Annotated in this window: 14 protein-coding genes; 6 read left to right on the top strand and 8 right to left on the bottom strand. The window is 69.9% G+C overall.

Translation table 11 applies throughout. The annotated features are described in order from the left end of the window. Positions 1-4: 4 nt before the first annotated feature. The 5 genes from ACH4K4_RS05925 to ACH4K4_RS05905 all read left to right on the top strand — a co-directional run bounded on the left by ACH4K4_RS05925 (position 5) and on the right by ACH4K4_RS05905 (position 4713). Positions 5-538, top strand: a complete 534-nt coding sequence (locus ACH4K4_RS05925; RefSeq protein ID WP_360125379.1) for a R3H domain-containing nucleic acid-binding protein — start codon at positions 5-7, stop codon at positions 536-538. A gap of 58 nt (positions 539-596) precedes the next feature. Then, positions 597-1364: a 16S rRNA (guanine(527)-N(7))-methyltransferase RsmG gene (gene rsmG, locus ACH4K4_RS05920; RefSeq protein ID WP_398165093.1), complete on the top strand. Its 768-nt coding sequence runs from the start codon at positions 597-599 to the stop codon at positions 1362-1364. 255 nt (positions 1365-1619) lie between these two features. Further along, positions 1620-2690, top strand: a complete 1071-nt coding sequence (locus ACH4K4_RS05915) for an AAA family ATPase (protein WP_398165091.1) — start codon at positions 1620-1622, stop codon at positions 2688-2690. After that, positions 2687-3787 (top strand): ParB/RepB/Spo0J family partition protein, encoded by a 1101-nt coding sequence (locus ACH4K4_RS05910; RefSeq protein WP_398165090.1) that lies wholly within the window; start codon positions 2687-2689, stop codon positions 3785-3787. The genes ACH4K4_RS05915 and ACH4K4_RS05910 overlap by 4 nt, the downstream gene beginning before the upstream one ends. A 308-nt stretch (positions 3788-4095) precedes the next feature. Next, positions 4096-4713 (top strand): GNAT family N-acetyltransferase, encoded by a 618-nt coding sequence (locus tag ACH4K4_RS05905; protein WP_398165088.1) that lies wholly within the window; start codon positions 4096-4098, stop codon positions 4711-4713. 70 nt (positions 4714-4783) lie between these two features. Here the strand turns inward: ACH4K4_RS05905 and trxA are convergent, their stop codons facing one another. From trxA to ACH4K4_RS05870, 7 genes are all read right to left on the bottom strand, one after another. After that, entirely contained in the window at positions 4784-5110 is a 327-nt protein-coding gene (trxA, locus tag ACH4K4_RS05900) for a thioredoxin (RefSeq protein ID WP_398165087.1), read from the bottom strand. A gap of 46 nt (positions 5111-5156) precedes the next feature. Beyond that, positions 5157-6131 (bottom strand): thioredoxin-disulfide reductase, encoded by a 975-nt coding sequence (trxB, locus tag ACH4K4_RS05895; protein ID WP_360125367.1) that lies wholly within the window; start codon positions 6129-6131, stop codon positions 5157-5159. Positions 6132-6248: 117 nt separating this feature from the next. Then, positions 6249-7184 (bottom strand): anti-sigma factor family protein, encoded by a 936-nt coding sequence (locus tag ACH4K4_RS05890; RefSeq protein ID WP_398165085.1) that lies wholly within the window; start codon positions 7182-7184, stop codon positions 6249-6251. Next, positions 7181-7876, bottom strand: a complete 696-nt coding sequence (gene sigM, locus ACH4K4_RS05885) for an RNA polymerase sigma factor SigM (protein ID WP_360125363.1) — start codon at positions 7874-7876, stop codon at positions 7181-7183. Before sigM ends, ACH4K4_RS05890 begins: the two co-directional genes overlap by 4 nt. A 149-nt stretch (positions 7877-8025) precedes the next feature. After that, positions 8026-9750 (bottom strand): protein kinase family protein, encoded by a 1725-nt coding sequence (locus ACH4K4_RS05880; RefSeq protein WP_398165084.1) that lies wholly within the window; start codon positions 9748-9750, stop codon positions 8026-8028. A gap of 107 nt (positions 9751-9857) precedes the next feature. Continuing rightward, entirely contained in the window at positions 9858-12056 is a 2199-nt protein-coding gene (gene murJ, locus ACH4K4_RS05875; RefSeq protein WP_398165083.1) for a murein biosynthesis integral membrane protein MurJ, read from the bottom strand. 46 nt (positions 12057-12102) lie between these two features. Continuing rightward, the gene (locus tag ACH4K4_RS05870; protein WP_398165081.1) at positions 12103-14388 is read right to left on the bottom strand and encodes a DUF6049 family protein; all 2286 of its coding nucleotides are present in this window, start codon (positions 14386-14388) and stop codon (positions 12103-12105) included. Positions 14389-14598: 210 nt separating this feature from the next. Between ACH4K4_RS05870 and ACH4K4_RS05865 the strand changes: the two genes are divergently transcribed. Further along, positions 14599-16074: a CCA tRNA nucleotidyltransferase gene (locus ACH4K4_RS05865; RefSeq protein WP_398165080.1), complete on the top strand. Its 1476-nt coding sequence runs from the start codon at positions 14599-14601 to the stop codon at positions 16072-16074. Between the two features lie 97 nt (positions 16075-16171). Here ACH4K4_RS05865 and ACH4K4_RS05860 read toward each other — a convergent pair whose 3' ends face one another. Further along, on the bottom strand, positions 16172-17431 hold the full coding sequence (locus ACH4K4_RS05860) for an MFS transporter (RefSeq protein WP_398165078.1): 1260 nt from the start codon (positions 17429-17431) through the stop codon (positions 16172-16174). Positions 17432-17442: the final 11 nt, after the last annotated feature.

Raw genomic sequence — 17442 nt, 5'->3', positions numbered from 1 at the left:
TTCCGTGACGGACACGACCCGCCCCTCGTCTTCGACAGGGGGGACCCCGGCCGCTGAGGGCACCGACACCCTGACCCGCCTGGAGCAGGAGGGGGAGATCGCGGCCGACTACCTCGAGGGCCTGCTGGACATCGCCGACCTCGACGGCGACATCGACATGGACGTCGAGGCCGACCGCGCCGCCGTGTCGATCATCAGCGACTCGACCAGCCGTGACCTGCAGAAGCTGGTGGGCCGTGACGGTGAGGTGCTGGAGGCGCTCCAGGAGCTGACCCGCCTCGCGGTGCACCGCGAGACCGGTGACCGCAGCCGCCTCATGCTGGACATCGCGGGCTTCCGGGCCCGCAAGCGTGAGGAGCTCGCGGAGCTGGGCGCGAAGGCGGCGGAGGAGGCCAAGGGCTCCGGCGAGCCGGTGAAGCTGGCGCCGATGACGCCCTTCGAGCGCAAGGTCGTGCACGACGCCGTGGCGGCGGCCGGGCTGCGCAGCGAGTCCGAGGGCGAGGAGCCCCAGCGCTGTGTGGTGGTCCTCCCGGCCTGACGGCCCGAGTTCCTCTCAGCCTTGATGTAATTGGCCCCGTCTGCTCGCAGGCGGGGCCATGTCTTGTCAGCCTTACAACAGTCCAGGAAGGGCGGTTCCCGTGTCGGACGCAGCAGCGGAGCTCCCACCGGCGCCGGATGTGGCGCGCGAGGTGTTCGGTGAGTGTTTCCCGGAGGCCGTGCGCTACGGCGAGCTGCTCGCCGACGCGGGCGTGCGCCGTGGGTTGATCGGCCCGCGTGAGGTGCCGCGGTTGTGGGAGCGGCACCTGCTGAACTGCGCGGTGCTCTCCGAAGTGGTTCCCGAGGGCGTCACCGTCTGCGATGTGGGCTCGGGGGCGGGGCTCCCGGGTATCCCGCTGGCCTTGGTGCGGCCGGACCTCAAGATCACTCTTCTGGAGCCGTTGCTGCGCCGTACCAACTTCCTCACGGAGGTGGTCGAGCTGCTCGGGCTCGACCATGTGACGGTGGTACGCGGCCGTGCGGAAGAGGTCATGGGCAAGCTCCCCCAGGTGCATGTGGTGACGGCGCGGGCCGTGGCCCCGCTGGACCGGCTGGCGGGGTGGGGCGTCCCGCTGCTGCGGCCGTACGGCGAGATGCTTGCCCTCAAGGGGGACACCGCGGAGGAGGAGCTGAAGGGCGCCCGAGCCGCGTTGAGCAAGCTCGGTGTGGTGGAGACCTCGGTGGTGCATGTCGGCGAGGGGATCGTGGACCCGATGTCGACCGTGGTGCGAGTCGAGGTCGGCGAGAGCCCGGGTGGTGTGCGCTTCGCGGCCAAGCGGGCCAAGGCGGCCAGGCCCAGCCGGGCAACGAGGGGGCGGCGTCGCTGAGCGTGGCTCATCGAGTCGCCAACTAGGCCGGAAAAGCCAACAAAAAGACGCAAATCGGAGTGTCGCGTACAAAACGGACGCGTCACTGTCATCGTGTTTCACGTGAAACGTCGTTCTCTGCTGCATGGAATCATCAGCCGCGGTCGCGCGGCTGCCGCGCCGCGTGACCGGAAACCCACACGGGTCACGGAAGTGTCCACAGAGGTGGATTCATCCACAGGAGAACGGACCTCACTGGTTCGCGACACCGAAAGCATGGCAGGCTCTGAGAACTGCGAGCCTGATGTCGAGGAGAGTGAATCCGTGCGGTCCGACGCCAACATCGCGGGACCGATGACCGATCCGGTCCCCGGTCCCCGTAGCGAGTCGCTCGGGGATGACGTTTCACGTGAAACGCCGCCCCCCATGGACGACACCCCGATCGGTCGTGCAGCTCAGCTGGCGGTGGAGACGCTCGGCCGCTCGGGAGAAGCGCTGCCCCGACCCGAGGAAACCCGGGTCATGGTGGTCGCCAACCAGAAGGGCGGGGTCGGCAAGACCACCACCACGGTCAACCTCGCTGCCTCCCTGGCCTTGCACGGCGCCCGTGTCCTGGTCATCGATCTCGACCCCCAGGGCAACGCCTCCACGGCCCTCGGCATCGACCACCACGCCGAAGTGCCCTCCATCTACGACGTGTTGGTGGAGAGCAAGCCGCTCTCCGGCGTCGTGGTGCCGGTTCCCGACGTGGAAGGGCTGTTCTGCGCGCCCGCCACGATCGACCTGGCCGGCGCCGAGATCGAGCTTGTCTCGCTGGTGGCTCGGGAGAGCAGGCTGGACCGGGCCATCAAGGCGTATGAACAGCCGCTGGACTACATCCTCATCGACTGCCCGCCCTCGCTCGGCCTGTTGACCGTCAACGCCCTGGTCGCCGGCGCCGAGGTGCTGATCCCCATCCAGTGCGAGTACTACGCGCTGGAGGGCCTCGGCCAGCTATTGCGCAACGTCGACCTGGTGCGCGGGCACCTCAACCCCAAGCTGCACGTGTCGACGATCCTGCTCACCATGTACGACGGCCGGACCCGGCTCGCCTCCCAGGTCGCGGAAGAGGTGCGCAACCACTTCGGCAACGAGGTGCTGCGCACCAGCATCCCCCGCTCGGTGCGCATCTCCGAGGCGCCCAGTTACGGGCAGACGGTTCTCACCTATGACCCGGGATCCAGCGGTTCGCTCTCCTACCTGGAGGCGGCCCGGGAGATCGCTTTGCGCGGAGTCCCCCAGCCCGGGGGGCAGGGGCTCACCGTGAACTACGAACCACAGCACAGCATGTCGGAGGGGAATCAGTGAGCGAACGACGTAGAGGACTGGGCCGCGGGCTCGGTGCGCTGATCCCCGCGGCACCGCAGACCCCGGACAACGCCGGTCCTGCGGTGGGCCGGGGGGCGACATCGCCGTCCGCGGTGCCGGTACTGGCACCGGAGCGGGGTGTGGCGGCGGCGAAGGTCACCTCGATCGCCGCCAAGACCGTTTCACGTGAAACGGAAGAGCCGCAGGAGGCAGAGACGGTCAAGGACGGTGCGGAGGAGGTCGCCGGAGCGCACTTCGCCGAACTGCCGCTCGACGCGATCACGCCCAACCCGCGGCAGCCGCGTGAGGTCTTCGACGAGGACGCCCTCGCCGAACTCGTCACCTCCATCCAGGAGGTAGGCCTTCTCCAGCCGGTGGTCGTCCGGCAGACCGGCCCTGAGCGGTATGAGCTCATCATGGGCGAGCGCCGCTGGCGGGCCTGCCGCGAGGTCGGCCTGGAGAAGATCCCGGCGATCGTCCGGGCGACCGACGACGAGAAGCTGCTGCTGGACGCGCTGCTGGAGAACCTCCACCGGGCGCAGCTCAACCCGTTGGAAGAGGCAGCGGCGTACGACCAGCTCCTGCGGGACTTCAAGTGCACGCACGACGAGCTGGCCGACCGGATCGGCCGGTCGCGGCCTCAGGTCTCCAACACCTTGCGACTGCTGAAACTCTCGCCGTCCGTACAGCGCCGCGTCGCTGCCGGGGTGCTGTCCGCGGGCCACGCGCGCGCCCTGCTCTCCGTGGACGACGCGGAGGAGCAGGACCGGCTGGCGCACCGCATCGTGGCCGAGGGGCTGTCGGTGCGCGCGGTGGAGGAGATCGCGCAGCTGATGGGCTCCCGGCCCAAGAGCAGCGCCAAGGCGAAGGGGCCGCGGGCCGGCACCCGCGTGGCGCCTGCCCTGACCGACCTTGCCTCGCGGCTGTCCGACCGCTTCGAGACCCGGGTGAAGGTCGATCTGGGCCAGAAGAAGGGCAAGATCGTCGTCGAGTTCGCCTCGATAGACGACCTGGAGCGCATCCTCGGGACGCTGGCTCCCGGCGAGGGACGGGTGCTCGACAAGAGCCTCGCCGAGGAGACCGGCGAAGAAGAGTGAGCTGAGCCGTAAGGCCCCCAGGGCGGGCCGTGTTCCGGGGGCGATTCCGGAACACGGCCCGCCCTTTCCTGTGTGGCGGTACCCGCTCACGCGGACCGTGGATACGATGCGATCGGGTATGGCGCACATCCACGGGGAAATCCCCACATCAAGGAGTAAGCCATGCGAACGGTGAGCCGCACCGGACTGGTGGCAGCGGGCTTCGGCCTCGGAGCAGTCGGTGGATTCGTCGGTGGCCTGCTCAGAGAGCGGGACATGCGGACGGCATCGCGCGGTGCGGCGGGCGAGGGAAGTGAGGACCAGTCTTCATGGGCCGTCGGCTCGTACCGCTCACGCTGGACAACCTTCCGGATCTCCCCAAGCGCTGCCGCTCCTGCGTCTTCTGGGAGCTCGACCCCGTCAGCGGTGAAGCCGCGGTAAAGGCAGGCCGGCCGGAGCTGGAGAAGGAGGCCTGGATCTCGGCCGTGCTCCTGGAGTGGGGCTCATGCGGACGCGTGGTCTACGTGGACGACGCCCCGGTCGGCTTCGTGTTGTACGCCCCTCCCGCGTACGTACCGCGCTCCACGGCCTTTCCCACGAGCCCGGTGTCCCCCGACGCCGTGCAGCTCCTCACGGCCTGGCTGACGCCCGGCTACCAGGGCCAGGGACTGGGCCGGGTGATGGTGCAGACGGTGGCGAAGGACCTCATCCGGCGCGGCTTCAAAGCGATCGAGGCATTCGGCGACGCCCGCTGGGCAGAGCCCGCGTGCGTGCTCCCCGCAGACCACTTGCTGGCGGTGGGCTTCAAGACCGTACGCCCGCACCCCCGCTTCCCCCGCCTGCGGCTGGAACTGCGCACCACGATCTCCTGGAAGGAAGACGTCGAGCTGGCGCTCGACCGGCTTCTGGGCGCCGTACAGAAGGAACCCGCACTGCGGCCGCTGTAGTGCCTCCACTCAACGCGAACGGGCCCGGCCCCGGGAGGGGCGGGCCCGTTCGCGGGAACGCGGGAAGCGATCAGGCGAGGAACTCGCCCAGCTCGCGCTCCAGCATCGCCTTCGGCTTGGCGCCGACGATGGTCTTCACGACCTCGCCGCCCTGGTAGACGTTCATCGTCGGGATCGACATGACACCGTACTTGGCGGTGATGGTCGGGTTCTCGTCGGTGTTCAGCTTCGCGATGACGATCTCGTCGTGCTCGGCGGCGATGGCCTCCAGCGACGGGGCGATCTGGCGGCACGGGCCGCACCAGGTGGCCCAGAAGTCCACGAGTACGGGCTTGTCGCTCTTGAGGACGACCTCTTCGAAGTTGGCGTCCGTCACGGTCACCGTGGCACCGGCCATGGCAGTCTCCTTACTGGGTGGGGTTGGGGGGCGGGGCGGGGCGGAGTCAGGCGGAAGCGGTCTTCTCCGGCTCCGGGACGTCGTCGCTGTCCGAGAGCGCGGCGAGGTGCCGCTCGGCGTCCAGGGCCGCGGAGCACCCGGTGCCGGCCGCCGTGATCGCCTGGCGGTAGGTGTGGTCCACGACGTCGCCGGCGGCGAAGACACCCGTGAGGTTCGTACGGGTGCTGGGGGACTCCACCTGGAGGTACCCCTCGTCGTCCAGGTCCAGCTGGCCCTTGAACAGCTCGGTACGCGGGTCGTGGCCGATCGCGATGAACAGGCCGGTCACCGGGAGTTCCGAGGTCTCGCCGGTCTTCAGGTTGCGCAGCGTCAGCCCGGAGAGCTTGTTCTCGCCGTGGATCTCGGCGACCTCGCTGTCCCAGACGAACTTGATCTTCGGGTCGGCGAAGGCGCGCTCCTGCATCGCCTTGCTCGCGCGCAGCGTGTCGCGGCGGTGCACGATCGTGACCGACTTCGCGAAGCGGGAGAGGAAGGTGGCCTCCTCCATCGCGGTGTCGCCGCCGCCGACCACGGCGATGTCCTGGTCCTTGAAGAAGAACCCGTCGCAGGTGGCGCACCAGGAGACACCGCGGCCGGAGAGCTCGTCCTCACGGGGCAGGCCCAGCTTGCGGTGCTGGGAGCCGGTGGTGACGATCACGGCCTTGGCGCGGTGCACCGTGCCGGCGGTGTCGGTGACGGTCTTGATCTCCCCGGACAGGTCGACCGAGACGACGTCGTCGGGCACCAGCTCGGCGCCGAAGCGCTCGGCCTGGGCGCGCATGTTGTCCATCAGGTCCGGGCCCATGATGCCGTCACGGAACCCGGGGAAGTTCTCCACCTCGGTGGTGTTCATCAGCGCGCCACCGGCGGTGACGGCGCCCTCGAAGACCAGCGGCTTCAGCGAGGCACGGGCGGTGTAGAGCGCGGCGGTGTAGCCCGCGGGCCCGGAGCCGATGATGATCACGTTACGGACGTCGCTCACGGGTGTCTTCCTTGTCTCTGCCGACTGCTTGATGGGGCTCTCGGTGAACTCTCACCCCACCCAACGGATCCTACGGGGCAGGCATTCCCGTAGTGCCCCGGCGCCCGTACCGCCGGTTCAGTCTCGTCGGTAGGAGTGGGTCAGCAGAACTTTGCCAGGGGCCGGAGGCGACGCCGAGACGCACGAGGCAGCGATGACGTAGGCCGTGACGCGGCTGGGGTCGGTCGGATGCGGCAGCACCAGGAGATAGGCGTCCTGGCCCTCGTAGGAGCTACGAGTGGAGGCCAGAGGTGCCTCGGTCCGCCCGGTGCCTTGCTGGACGCAGGAGGGGACGGTGTCCGTCGCGCCGCGCAGCGGGGAGTCGGAGCTCTGGGTGCCGACATCCGGCGTCTTCTTGGCGCCCGAGGAGGTGAGCAGATCACGGACGCGCGACTCCAGCGTGGCGGCCGTCAGCGTGGACGTGGCCCCGGCCCCCTTTTTCTCGGAGGCCGCGACGTGCGGCTTCTGCGCGCTGCCCTGGCCGGTGTCGGTGGACGTGTTCTGGATGACGAGCGCACCGACGCTGAGGACCGCGGCGGCGGCAGCGGCGCCGAGCACCGCCTTGGGCCAGCGCCGGGTGCGGGCCCGTGCGCCCGGCGTACGGCGGCCCGGGCCGGAGGCGGCGCGGGGGCGACCGGTGGGCCGGGTGACCGGGCTGGATGCCTGCGTGGCCGGCGTCGTCTCGGTTTCACGTGAAACCGAGACGACGGCTTCCGCTGGGGTTTCACGTGAAACGGAAAGATCGTGGTCCGGCGTGGTGGAGTCGAGCAGGGCTTCGGCCGCCAGCGCGGCATCGATCCGCTCCGCCACGTCGGTGGGCATGCGGGTGGGGCCGGGGAGCGTGCCGAGTAGCCCCCGGATCTCCTCCAGGGAGGCGTGTACGTCCTCGCACAGCTCGCAGCACGCGAGGTGATCGCGTAGATCGGCGGTACGGGACGGGGACAGCAGACCGTCCGTGAGCGCGGAGATCTCGGAGACCTCCGGGTGCTCGTCCGTGTCGGTCGTCGAAGTCACGAGCGCCCACCTCCGCCCTTCACGGCATCTGTGTCCTTCGGCCCTGCCGCCTCTGGGACGGATGTCCCCTGCGCCCGGTTCCTTCCCCCGCTGACGGGTCTGCTATCCCCTCCACCCGAGCGCAGATGGGTGAGCATCGGCAAAAGTCTCGCCCGGCCCCGCGCACAGCGGCTCTTCACCGTTCCCGTGGGGACGTCGAGGATCTCCGCGGCTTCCGCCACGGGATACCCCTGCATATCAACGAGCACCAAGGCGGCACGTTGTTCTTCGGGCAGGGTGCGCAGCGCGCTCAGCAGTTCCCGGTGCAGGTCCTGCCGCTCGGCCGGCACTGCGGCGGACTCGTGCGGCTCCAGCAGTTGTTCCAGCCGTTCGGTCTCGGCGACGGGAGACGTACGGCGGGAGGCGGCCTTGCGGGCCCGGTCCAGGCAGGCGTTGACCGTGATGCGGTGCAGCCAGGTCGTGACGGCCGACTGGCCGCGGAAGGTGTGGGCGGCCCGGTAGGCGGAGACAAGCGCGTCCTGGACGGCGTCCGCGGCCTCTTCCCGGTCGCCGAGGGTGCGGAGGGCCACCGCCCAGAGCCGGTCGCGGTGGCGCCGGACTATCTCGCCGAAGGCGTCGGGATCACCGGCGACGTGGCGAGCGAGAAGATCGCCGTCGCTGATGTCGTGAGGCCCGTAGGGTCCCGCCTCCACGTGCCCCCCTGTGCGGGTAGCGGATAACTGGGCCCCATTGAAGCCGGTCACCCGCAGGAAGTAAACAAGCCTTGTGAGTCGGCCGGATCCTGCGGGGGCAGCGAGCGGAACCGGCCCTTCGGGCGCCCGGCGAAGAGCGCCCGAAGGGGTCAGCCGCTGACCTTGATCTCCGAGATGCCGCCCCGGTAGCCGTCCCCGTCCTGGTCGACGGGGAGTTCCGTGATGTGGACCAGGAGGTAACGCGTCTTGACCGGCTTGTCCAGTTTCACGGACAGCGAGGAGCCGGCCTTCTCCAGCTTCGACAGGCGCTTCGAGAAGGCGCTGAGTGTCGTGGGGTTCGCCGTTTCGGGGTCGGCGGCCAGGACTTCGGCCGTCTGTCCCGCCCGGTACATGCTGGCCTGTACTTCGGAGACGTCCTTGACGCTGCCGAGGTCGACGATGACACCGCTGCCGTCCGCACGCTGCGGCAGGTTGCCGAAGTTCGGCCAGCCCCTGAACTCCCCGGTGATCCAAGCGGTGCCCGGGTCCCCGTCCACGGCGTTCGCGGCCACGTCACGGGAGGCGACGGGCGTGCTGGACAGCGGGGAGAACTCGGTGCCGCCGGCGATCGCCAGCGGCTTCGGAGCGGGCTTTTTCTGCTGCGTCCCGCTCTCCGGCTGCGTGCTCTCCTGATTGTCCTGGCCTTCGCCCTGCAGCAGGGTGTCCGCCAGCTGCCAGCTGCCGAGTCCCAGCGCCGCGATGAGCAGGCCGGAAACACACCACTTCAGCGCCCGGCCGGTGCGGCTCTGTAGCGGTGGCGGCGGGGTGGGCACCGGAGCGGCGGCGCGGGCCGTCGGTCCGCCGCTGCGCGTCGGCGGCTGGCCGTATGAGCCTTGCTGGAAGGCGGTGCGCTGGTAAGGCGGCGGCGAGGTGAAGGACGGCTCCGGCGGGCGGATGCGCGGTATGGCCGTGACCGCTTTCGCCAGCTCTTCCGGGGTGGTGCAGGCCGGCTCCTGGCGGGAGGCGGTGGCCCCGTCGTTGACCAGCGCGCGCATGGCCAGTTCGGACAGCCCGCGGTGCACCCCGGCCCGGACCTGGTCCGGGGGGATCATGCCGACGTCCTTGGGCAGCCCCGACAGGCCGTACGCGTCGCTCTCGTACGGCCAGCGCTGGGTCAGGGCGGCGTACAGGAGCGCGCCGATCGCCTCGGTGTCCGTGCGCTGCGGGTGCTCGCTGGTGATGCCGCGCAGCGCGGCCATCACGGCCAGGCCGCGGATGCGGTACTGCCCGGACTCGGTCCGCAGCACCGAGCCGGGGTTGAGCCTGAGATGGGACAGGCCCTCCCGGTGGGCGGCGGCCATCGCCTGGGCGACCTGGCTGACGAGCTGGTAGGCGTCGTGCGGTTCGAGCGGGCCGTTCGCGAGCACGGCCGTCAGCTCGGTCGCGTCCGGCAGCCACTCGTGCACGACGTAGACGAGGTCGTTCTCCTCGACCGCGTCGAGGACCTGCACGAAGCGAGGGTCACCGAGCAGCGCGGCGGAGCGCGCGGCGGACAGTACGGGCCGGGCTCGCGGGTGGTCCGCGGGCAGGATGTGTACGCCGACCGCACGGCGCAGTTTCTCGTCGACCGCACGCCAGCTGCTGAATCCGTCCAGACGGGTGACGCACTCTTCGAGGCGGTAGCGTCTGGCGAGCTTGTGGCCGCTGTGCAGTTCGGGCGGCTTGGTGTCGGTCACCGCGGCAGGCTGATCGCCGGTGTGTGCGGTGTCCTCGTCCGTGCCGGTTACGCTCTCGGCCTCCGCACCGTCGTTCGTGGCCTGTCCCGCCTGGGCGGTCAGCGGCTCATCACCGCTCGTGTCGGCCACGTCGACGGCAGCCGTGCTCCGTTCCGCCACCGTCGTTCCTGCCTCCCCATCCGTTGCAGGCTCTAAGAGCCAAGACAATTGTGCCCACAGTCCGCCACTATGCACGACACACGGTTGCGGTCGATGGTTGTGCCCGCTCAGCGCCCCAGCTTGGCGCGCACCATGCCGACCATCGCGTTCATCTCTTCGATCCGCATCCGCTTCGCGGCGAGGAAGAAGACGGCGATCAGTGTGACACCACCACCGGCCAAGGCGGCCAGGGATCCGGTGAAGCCGTTGCCGAGCGCCAGGGTGATTCCGTATGCGGCCGCGCCGGCGACCACCGCGGCAGGTACACAGGCACCGGCGAGACGGGCGTACGTACGAATGACGTGCGGGCCGTCCAAGTCGCCACCCAGCCGTGTGCGCAGCCGCCGCCAGGCCACGCCGATGCCGACGGCGTAGGCCAGTCCATAGGCCGCGGCAAGGCCGACCACGACCCAGCGGGCCGGCAGGAGAAGGAAGCACAGACCGGAGACCCCGGCGTTGACAGCGGCGACGATCACGGTGTTGAAGAACGGCGTGCGGGTGTCCTCGTAGGCGTAGAAACCGCGGAGGACGACGTACTGCGCGGAGTACGGAATCAGGCCCAGGCCGAACGCCATGATGACGTAACCGATGTTGGTGGCGCCGGAACCCGCGCTGGAGAACATCAGCGTCGCCATCGGGACACCGAGCGCCAGGAAGGCGAAGGCGCACGGAACGATGGCCACGGCCGACGTGCGCAGGCCGTAGGAGATGTCGTCGCGGACGGCGGTGACGTCTCCGTCCTGCGCGGCCCGGGAGATGCGGGGCAGGACGGCGGTCATGACCGAGACGGTGATGATGGCCTGCGGCATCTGCCAGAGCTGCAGCGCGTAGTTGTAGGCGGTGATACCGGTCCCGGAGTGGCCTTCGCCCTCGGCCACCGAGCCGGCCCAGGTGGCGATCTGGGTGACCACGACCAGGCCGAGATGGTTGGCGAGGACGAAGAAGAAGGTCCACTTGGCGAGCCGTGCGGCCTTGCCGAGCCCGTGACCCCGCCAGTCGAAGCGGGGGCGGAGCCGGAAACCGGCGTCCCGGAGATAGGGGAACATGGCGAGCCCCTGCACGACCAGCCCGAGCAGCGTGCCGATGCCGAGCAGCCGGATGGCGTCGGCGGAGACGTTGCCCGCGCTCACGCCGCTCTGCGAGAAGCTGCCGAAGACCCAGATGAAGGCCCCGAACGTCGCGATCACGATGACGTTGTTCAGGACCGGGGTCCACATCATCGCGCCGAACCGGCCACGGGCGTTCAGGATCTGGCCCAGCACGACGTGCACACCCATGAAGAACATGGTCGGCAGGCAGTAGCGGGCGAAGGCGACCGCGACGTCCATCTGCTCGGGGTCGGAGGCGATCTTCGGCGACATCATGCCGATGAAGACCGGTGCCGCCAGCACGCAGACCGTGGTGATACCGGCCATGAGCACGGTGACCAGCGTCAGCAGGCGGTTGGCATACGCCTCGCCACCGTCCTCGTCGTTCTTCATGGCCCGCACCAGCTGCGGGATGAACACCGCGTTCAGGGCGCCGCCGCCGACGAGGATGTAGATCATCGTCGGCAGGGTGTTGGCGACCTGGTACGAGTCGTTGAGGGTGCCGACGCCGATCGCCGCGGCGATGACGAGGTTGCGGACGAACCCCAGGACGCGGGAGACCAGCGTGCCTGCCGCCATGACCGCGCTGGACTTGAGCAGGCTGGAGGCGCGCCCGCCGGAACGCTTGGCGGGGGCGGCCGGCTCGGGCGCGGGCACCGGCGGTTGCTCCGGTACGGAAGCGGCCTGCGGCACGGGCTCCGGCTGCGGGGGCATCGGGCGCTGCGGCTCGTACGGCTGCTGCTGGTCGCGGTAGAGGTGGGCGAAGGCGTCCGGCTCCGGGCGCTCGTCGGCGGCCTGCGAGATCAGGTCGTCCACGCCGACGAACTGCGTCGCGGCGGCGTCGTCACCGTAAGGCAGGTGCCGCGTCGGTCCCTGGGGCTCGGGCGGCGGAGGCGGCGCCCATACCTGTGGGTCGGGTGCGGGCTGCGGTGCGGGCGGCTGCTGGTAGAGCGGGTGCGGGGTCTGCCCGTGATGCGGCGGGGGGTGCGCGGACCGGTCGTAGTACACGTCGTGGACCGGGTCCTGGGCCGTGGGGTCCTGGGACCGGTACGGGTCGTTGGCGTACGCGTCCTGCACGTACGGGTCATGGGACGGCTGCCCCTGGGGCGTCGGCGGTCCCTGACCCGCGGGGGTGTCGCTCGCACCCCTGCCGCGGTCACCGTCGTACGGCGCATTCATCGCTGCCCCACCTCATCCGTCGCCGGCCATCCGGCCCCGCCAACTATCAACGGTCCACTTTCTCACCTGAGCCGGACGCGTCCGTGCTTTCCGAACCGGTGTCCGGCTCGGGGTCACCCGGCTGCACCGGGCCGTCACCGTCCGTCTCGCCGTCGCCTCCGTTGCCGTCGTCGGCCTCCTCCTCGTCACGGCGGGCCGCGGCGCGCTTGCGCTGGAGGTAGATACGGACACCGGCGAGCACGAGCAGCAGCACGCCCACCGCGATGACGAGCATGATGGCCGAGGTGATTTCGGTGACGTTCACCTGGAAGGACATCGGCCGGCCGTACGGCTTGCCGTCGGAGGTGTAGAGCTGCGCCGTCACCTGCACCGGGCCGTTGGCGTTCGCCGTCGTGTCGAACTTGAACGACTGGCTGTGCCCGCCGTCGACCATGATCTGCTGCGGCTCGCCCGCGTCGAGCCGGTTGGGCTGCGAGGACGTGAGCTCCAGCGTGAGGCCCTTGACGCCCTGCACGAGGTTGTTCTGCACCGTCACCGGAATCGTCGCGCTGCGCCCGGAGAGCGTCGCGTCCGACTTCTGGATCAGCTGCACGTTCTTCGTCAGGCCGTCGAGGTAGCTGTGCACGGAGGTGCGGAACGCGGCGGCACCCGCTGCGTCGCCCCGCCACTCGGTCGACATCTCGCGCATGATCGCGTTGCCGAACGGCGTGACCACGCGCCCGGGCTGCGACAGGATGAGCTCGAAGTCGTCCAGCGCGGCCTGGGTTTTCTGGATCTGCTCGAAGGCCTCGGTCGGCAGTTCCTGCCGGCGCAGCGAGTCCGGGTACTCGCCGGCCCCGGGCACCTCGCGGTTGGCACCGGGGTCGGGGGCGGCCTTGGCGGCGCCTCCCAGGTTCAACGGCTCGGCCCACCGGCCCGGCGCCAGGGCCTTCACGCCGGCGGCCATCGCCTGGGCCTGGCTGACCGAGGGGGTGCGCTGCGGTGCGACGACGATGTTGCGCTGCCGCCCGGGCTCCTGCCCGTTGACCATCAGGCTCTGGGCGAGGAACTGCTGGATGGCGAGCGTGGAGTTCTCGGCCTTGGACAGGTCGCCCTCGAAGGCGGTGGAAAGCCGTGCGTCCGCGACGATGGCGGTGTTGCCACCGCCGATGGGGCGGGCCGCCGTCGGGCTGTAGGAGAGGCTGTTCTCCTGGAGGCTGTCGCTGCGGGCGATGATGTTGTGGGAGCCGCCCGAGGTGGCCACGTCGACGATGGAGGAGTCGACGGCACCGTCGGCGGGCCAGGCGAAGTCGGTACGGGGCTTGACGCCCAGGATGGTCTCCACGGTCTTGGCCGCCAGTGTCGTGGCGGGACCGAGGTGGCCGAGGGCGCTGGGCACCTCCTTGCCGCGGTGGGCGAGCGAGGCCAGGTCGGGGTCGCCGAACGGCAGGGCGACGACCTCGTGGGTCTTCACCGCCTCCTCCACCTGGCTCAGCCACTGCTTGGCGACCGCCTGGTTCTTGCCGGCGGTGGGCCCGTTCGGCCCTTCGACCTTGTAGGTCTTGGTCATCGCGTCGACGGAGGCGAGCACGTCGGGGTCGATGACGAAGGTGACGGGGAGGTCCTTGCCGAGCGCGACGAGCTGCTGGAGCCGCCCGCCGGGGGCGATCTCCGCGGCCAGGTTGTCGTTGCGGAAGACCGGTGTCTGCTCCGCGTCCGCGTCGGTCTCCGCGGTGAGGTGCGTCGAGGAGATCAGCGGCCACAGGTACGTGAGCTGGGTCTTCTTCTCGGCGTCGGAGGTCTGCCAGGGCAGGAACGTCCGCTTCATGCCGAGTACCTGCTCGTACGACGTGCCCTGGGCCCGCCCGGAGAGGGAGACCCCGAGCTGGTAGACGCCGTCGCTGCCCAGGCCGAGGTCCTTGACCGGTACCTGGAGGGTGAAGGGGCGGCTGACGCCCGGCTCCAGCTTGTCGATCTTCTGGGTGCGGTTCTGGATCTCCTGCCCGTCCGCGGACGAGAAGCCGGTGCGCTTGGCGGCCGAGTCGATGGCGCTGCGGCTGCTGAGGGCGGGACCGAGCCGCAGGCCCACGTGCGCGTCGGTGATCGGGGAGTCGCCGTCGTTGGTGAGCGTCCCGGAGACGGTGAGTGTGTCGTCCTTCTTCGGCGCGGTCGGCGTGAGCGCGTCGACGGAGACGTCGACGGTGCGCGGTCCGCTCGCCGCGCGGGCCTCGGGGGCGTCCGGAAACTGCAGCATTCCCACCAGCAGCGGCACCCCGGCGATCAGCGCCGCGGCGCGGCGCAGCCACCGACCACGCGGCCGTTCACTCCCCTGGAACCCTGCCGCCTCGGCCACGCGTTCGCCCGTCCCTCGTCGTCGTCAGTGGTCGTCGGAATGTGCGTCCACGCATGGTAACGAGGACCGCTGTGCCGAAGTGCTGGGGACTGCTCCACAAGATCGCCTTCAACCGGTTGCCGGGAAGCGGTTGTCCCCTTTTGACGGGGTACCCGGTGCCGCGGAGCGACGGGGCGCCTCGCGCGACGCGGCCACGTACCCTGTTCTGTTGTGCCGAACGCCAACAATGACTTCCTCGCCCCGCAGCCCGAGCGGCCCTCGCAGTCGACGAACGCCCTGAGCCAGGTGCAGCGCCGTGCCGTCGGCGAACTGCTGCGGGTGTCCCCCGTCGCGGACGATCTGGCCCGCCGTTTCCAGGAGGCCGGGTTCACGCTTGCCCTGGTCGGCGGCTCGGTGCGCGATGCCTTGCTCGGCCGGCTCGGCAACGACCTCGACTTCACCACCGACGCCCGCCCCGACGACGTCCTGAAGATCGTCCGGCCGTGGGCGGACGCGGTGTGGGAGGTCGGCATCGCCTTCGGCACGGTCGGCTGCAAGAAGGACTCGTTCGACATCGAGGTCACCACGTACCGCTCCGAGGCGTACGACCGCACCTCGCGCAAGCCCGAGGTGTCCTACGGCGACTCCATCGAGCAGGACCTGGTGCGCCGGGACTTCACGGTGAACGCCATGGCGGTGGCCCTGCCGCAGAAGGAGTTCATCGACCCGCACGACGGGCTGGAGGACCTGGCGGCACGCGTCCTGCGGACGCCGGGCACGCCGGAGGAGTCGTTCTCCGACGACCCGCTGCGGATGATGCGGGCCGCCCGGTTCGCCGCCCAGCTGGATTTCGAGGTCGCCGACGACGTCGTCTCCGCGATGAAGGCCATGGCCGAGCGCATCGAGATCGTCTCCGCGGAACGGGTGCGGGACGAACTCAACAAGCTGCTGATGGGCTCCCACCCGCGTAAGGGGCTCAAGCTGCTGGTCGAGACGGGCATCGCCGACCGGGTCCTCCCGGAGCTGCCCGCGCTGCGGCTGGAACGTGACGAACATCACCGTCACAAGGACGTCTACGAGCACTCGCTGACAGTGCTGGAACAGGCCATCGACCTCGAAGAGGACGGGCCGGACCTCGTGCTGCGCCTGGCGGCGCTGCTGCACGACATCGGCAAGCCGAAGACGCGTCGTTTCGAGAGTGACGGCCGGGTCTCCTTCCACCACCACGAGGTGGTGGGAGCGAAGATGACCAAGAAGCGGATGACCGCGCTGAAGTACTCCAACGACATGATCAAAGATGTCTCGCTGCTGGTGGAACTGCATCTGCGGTTCCACGGCTACGGGACGGGCGAGTGGACCGACTCGGCGGTCCGCCGGTACGTGCGCGACGCCGGCCCGCAGCTGAGTCGGCTGCACAAGCTGACGCGGTCGGACTGCACCACCCGCAACAAGCGCAAGGCCAATGCCCTGTCCCGCGCGTACGACGGGCTGGAGGAGCGCATCGCGCGGCTGCAGGAGCAGGAGGAGTTGGACTCGATCCGTCCCGACCTGGACGGCAACGACATCATGCAGATCCTCGGTATCGCACCCGGCCCGGAGGTCGGCAAGGCGTACAAGCACCTGCTCGAACTGCGGCTGGAGAACGGCCCGATGGAACGGGAGCAGGCAGTCGCCGCCCTGCAGGAGTGGTGGGCCGCTCAGAGCTGAGCTTGCCGTTTCACGTGAAACACGGCACCAGGCTGCCGTGTTTCACGTGAAACAGCCCGCCGGCGCCCTGCCTTCCGAGGCCTCCGCGGAATGACGCTTACCGCCCTGCGCGGCGAGCCAGCGCCACTGCGGTCGCCGTATAGAGAAGAGCCATGACGAGGACGAGGGCGCTGGACTTGCCGCCTGGTGGCAGCATCAGGGCCGACACGGCAGCGGCGCTGACATAGGCGACGTTGAAGAGCATGTCGTAGACAGCGAAGACGCGGCCCCGGAAGGCGTCGTCCACCGAGGACTGCACCACCGTGTCCGTGGAGATCTTGACCGACTGGGTGCTGAGGGCGAGTACGAAGGCAGCCGCCAGCAAAGGGCCGTACGCGAACGTGAGGCCCAAGCCCGGAGCCAGCACCGCCGACAGGCCCGCACAGCACGCCATCCAGCCCAGGGGTGTGAACCGTGCCACGGCTGACGGTGTGAGGAGCGCGGCCGCGAAGAAGCCCGCCCCCGAAACGCCGACGGCGATACCGAGCAGCGCCAGCCCGTCCGATTCGCTGTCCGTCCATGTGTACCGGCACAGCATCAGCACCATCACCGTCAGCGCTCCGTAGCAAAAACGCATGACGGCCATCCCGGCCAGCGCGGCGGTCGCGGTGCGGCGCTGTGCGAGGTGGCGCAGACCCGCCACCAGGCCGCGCGTGGTGCTCATGAGGGCGGCGCCCACCTGCGGTTGAAGGTGTTCCGGTTCGGGGCCGAGCAGGCCTGGAGCCATCCGCAGGGAAACACCGGCGGAGCATAGGTACAGGGCCGCAGCCAGCAGTACGACGACGCTGTTCGACTCCACGCCTGCCAGCCGGACGGCGAAAGCGAGTACGCCACCCGCGGTGGCCGCGAGCGTGCCTGCCGTCGGTGAAAGGGAGTTGGCCGTGACCAGCCGCTCGGTGCCGGCCACCACACGGGGCAGAGAGGCCGAGAGGCCCGCCAGCACGAAGCGGTTGACGGCCATGACGCACAGGGCGGAGGCGTAGAAGAGCCAGTCGGGGGCCCGGGCGGTGATCAGAGCCGCGGTGCCGACGGCGAGCACGGCGCGCAGCAGGTTGCCGTGGAGCAGGACCTGCCGACGCCTCCAGCGGTCGAGGAGCACGCCGGCGAAAGGGCCGAGGAGCGAGTACGGGAGTAGGAGAACCGCCATGGCGGAAGCGATGGCCGCGGGCGACGCCTGCTTCTCGGGGGAGAAGACGACGTACGCGGCGAGCGCGACCTGATAGGCGCCGTCGGCGGCCTGGGAGAGCAGTCGTACGGCCAGCAGGGAGCGGAAGTCGCGCAGCTGGAGCAGTACGCGGAGATCACGCACAACGGGCATGAGGCCCAGCC

Source organism: Streptomyces sp. NPDC017529 (assembly GCF_044329785.1).
GTDB lineage: Bacteria > Actinomycetota > Actinomycetes > Streptomycetales > Streptomycetaceae > Streptomyces.
This window is presented reverse-complemented; position numbering and strand designations above follow the sequence as displayed.

Coding starts and splice junctions, on each gene's coding strand:
- ACH4K4_RS05860 (WP_398165078.1), bottom strand. CDS start 17,431: ATGCCCGTTGTGCGTGATCTCCGCGTACTGCTCCAGCTGCGCGACTTC.
- ACH4K4_RS05915 (WP_398165091.1), top strand. CDS start 1,620: ATGGCAGGCTCTGAGAACTGCGAGCCTGATGTCGAGGAGAGTGAATCC.
- murJ (WP_398165083.1), bottom strand. CDS start 12,056: ATGAATGCGCCGTACGACGGTGACCGCGGCAGGGGTGCGAGCGACACC.
- trxA (WP_398165087.1), bottom strand. CDS start 5,110: ATGGCCGGTGCCACGGTGACCGTGACGGACGCCAACTTCGAAGAGGTC.
- rsmG (WP_398165093.1), top strand. CDS start 597: ATGTCTTGTCAGCCTTACAACAGTCCAGGAAGGGCGGTTCCCGTGTCG.
- ACH4K4_RS05905 (WP_398165088.1), top strand. CDS start 4,096: ATGGGCCGTCGGCTCGTACCGCTCACGCTGGACAACCTTCCGGATCTC.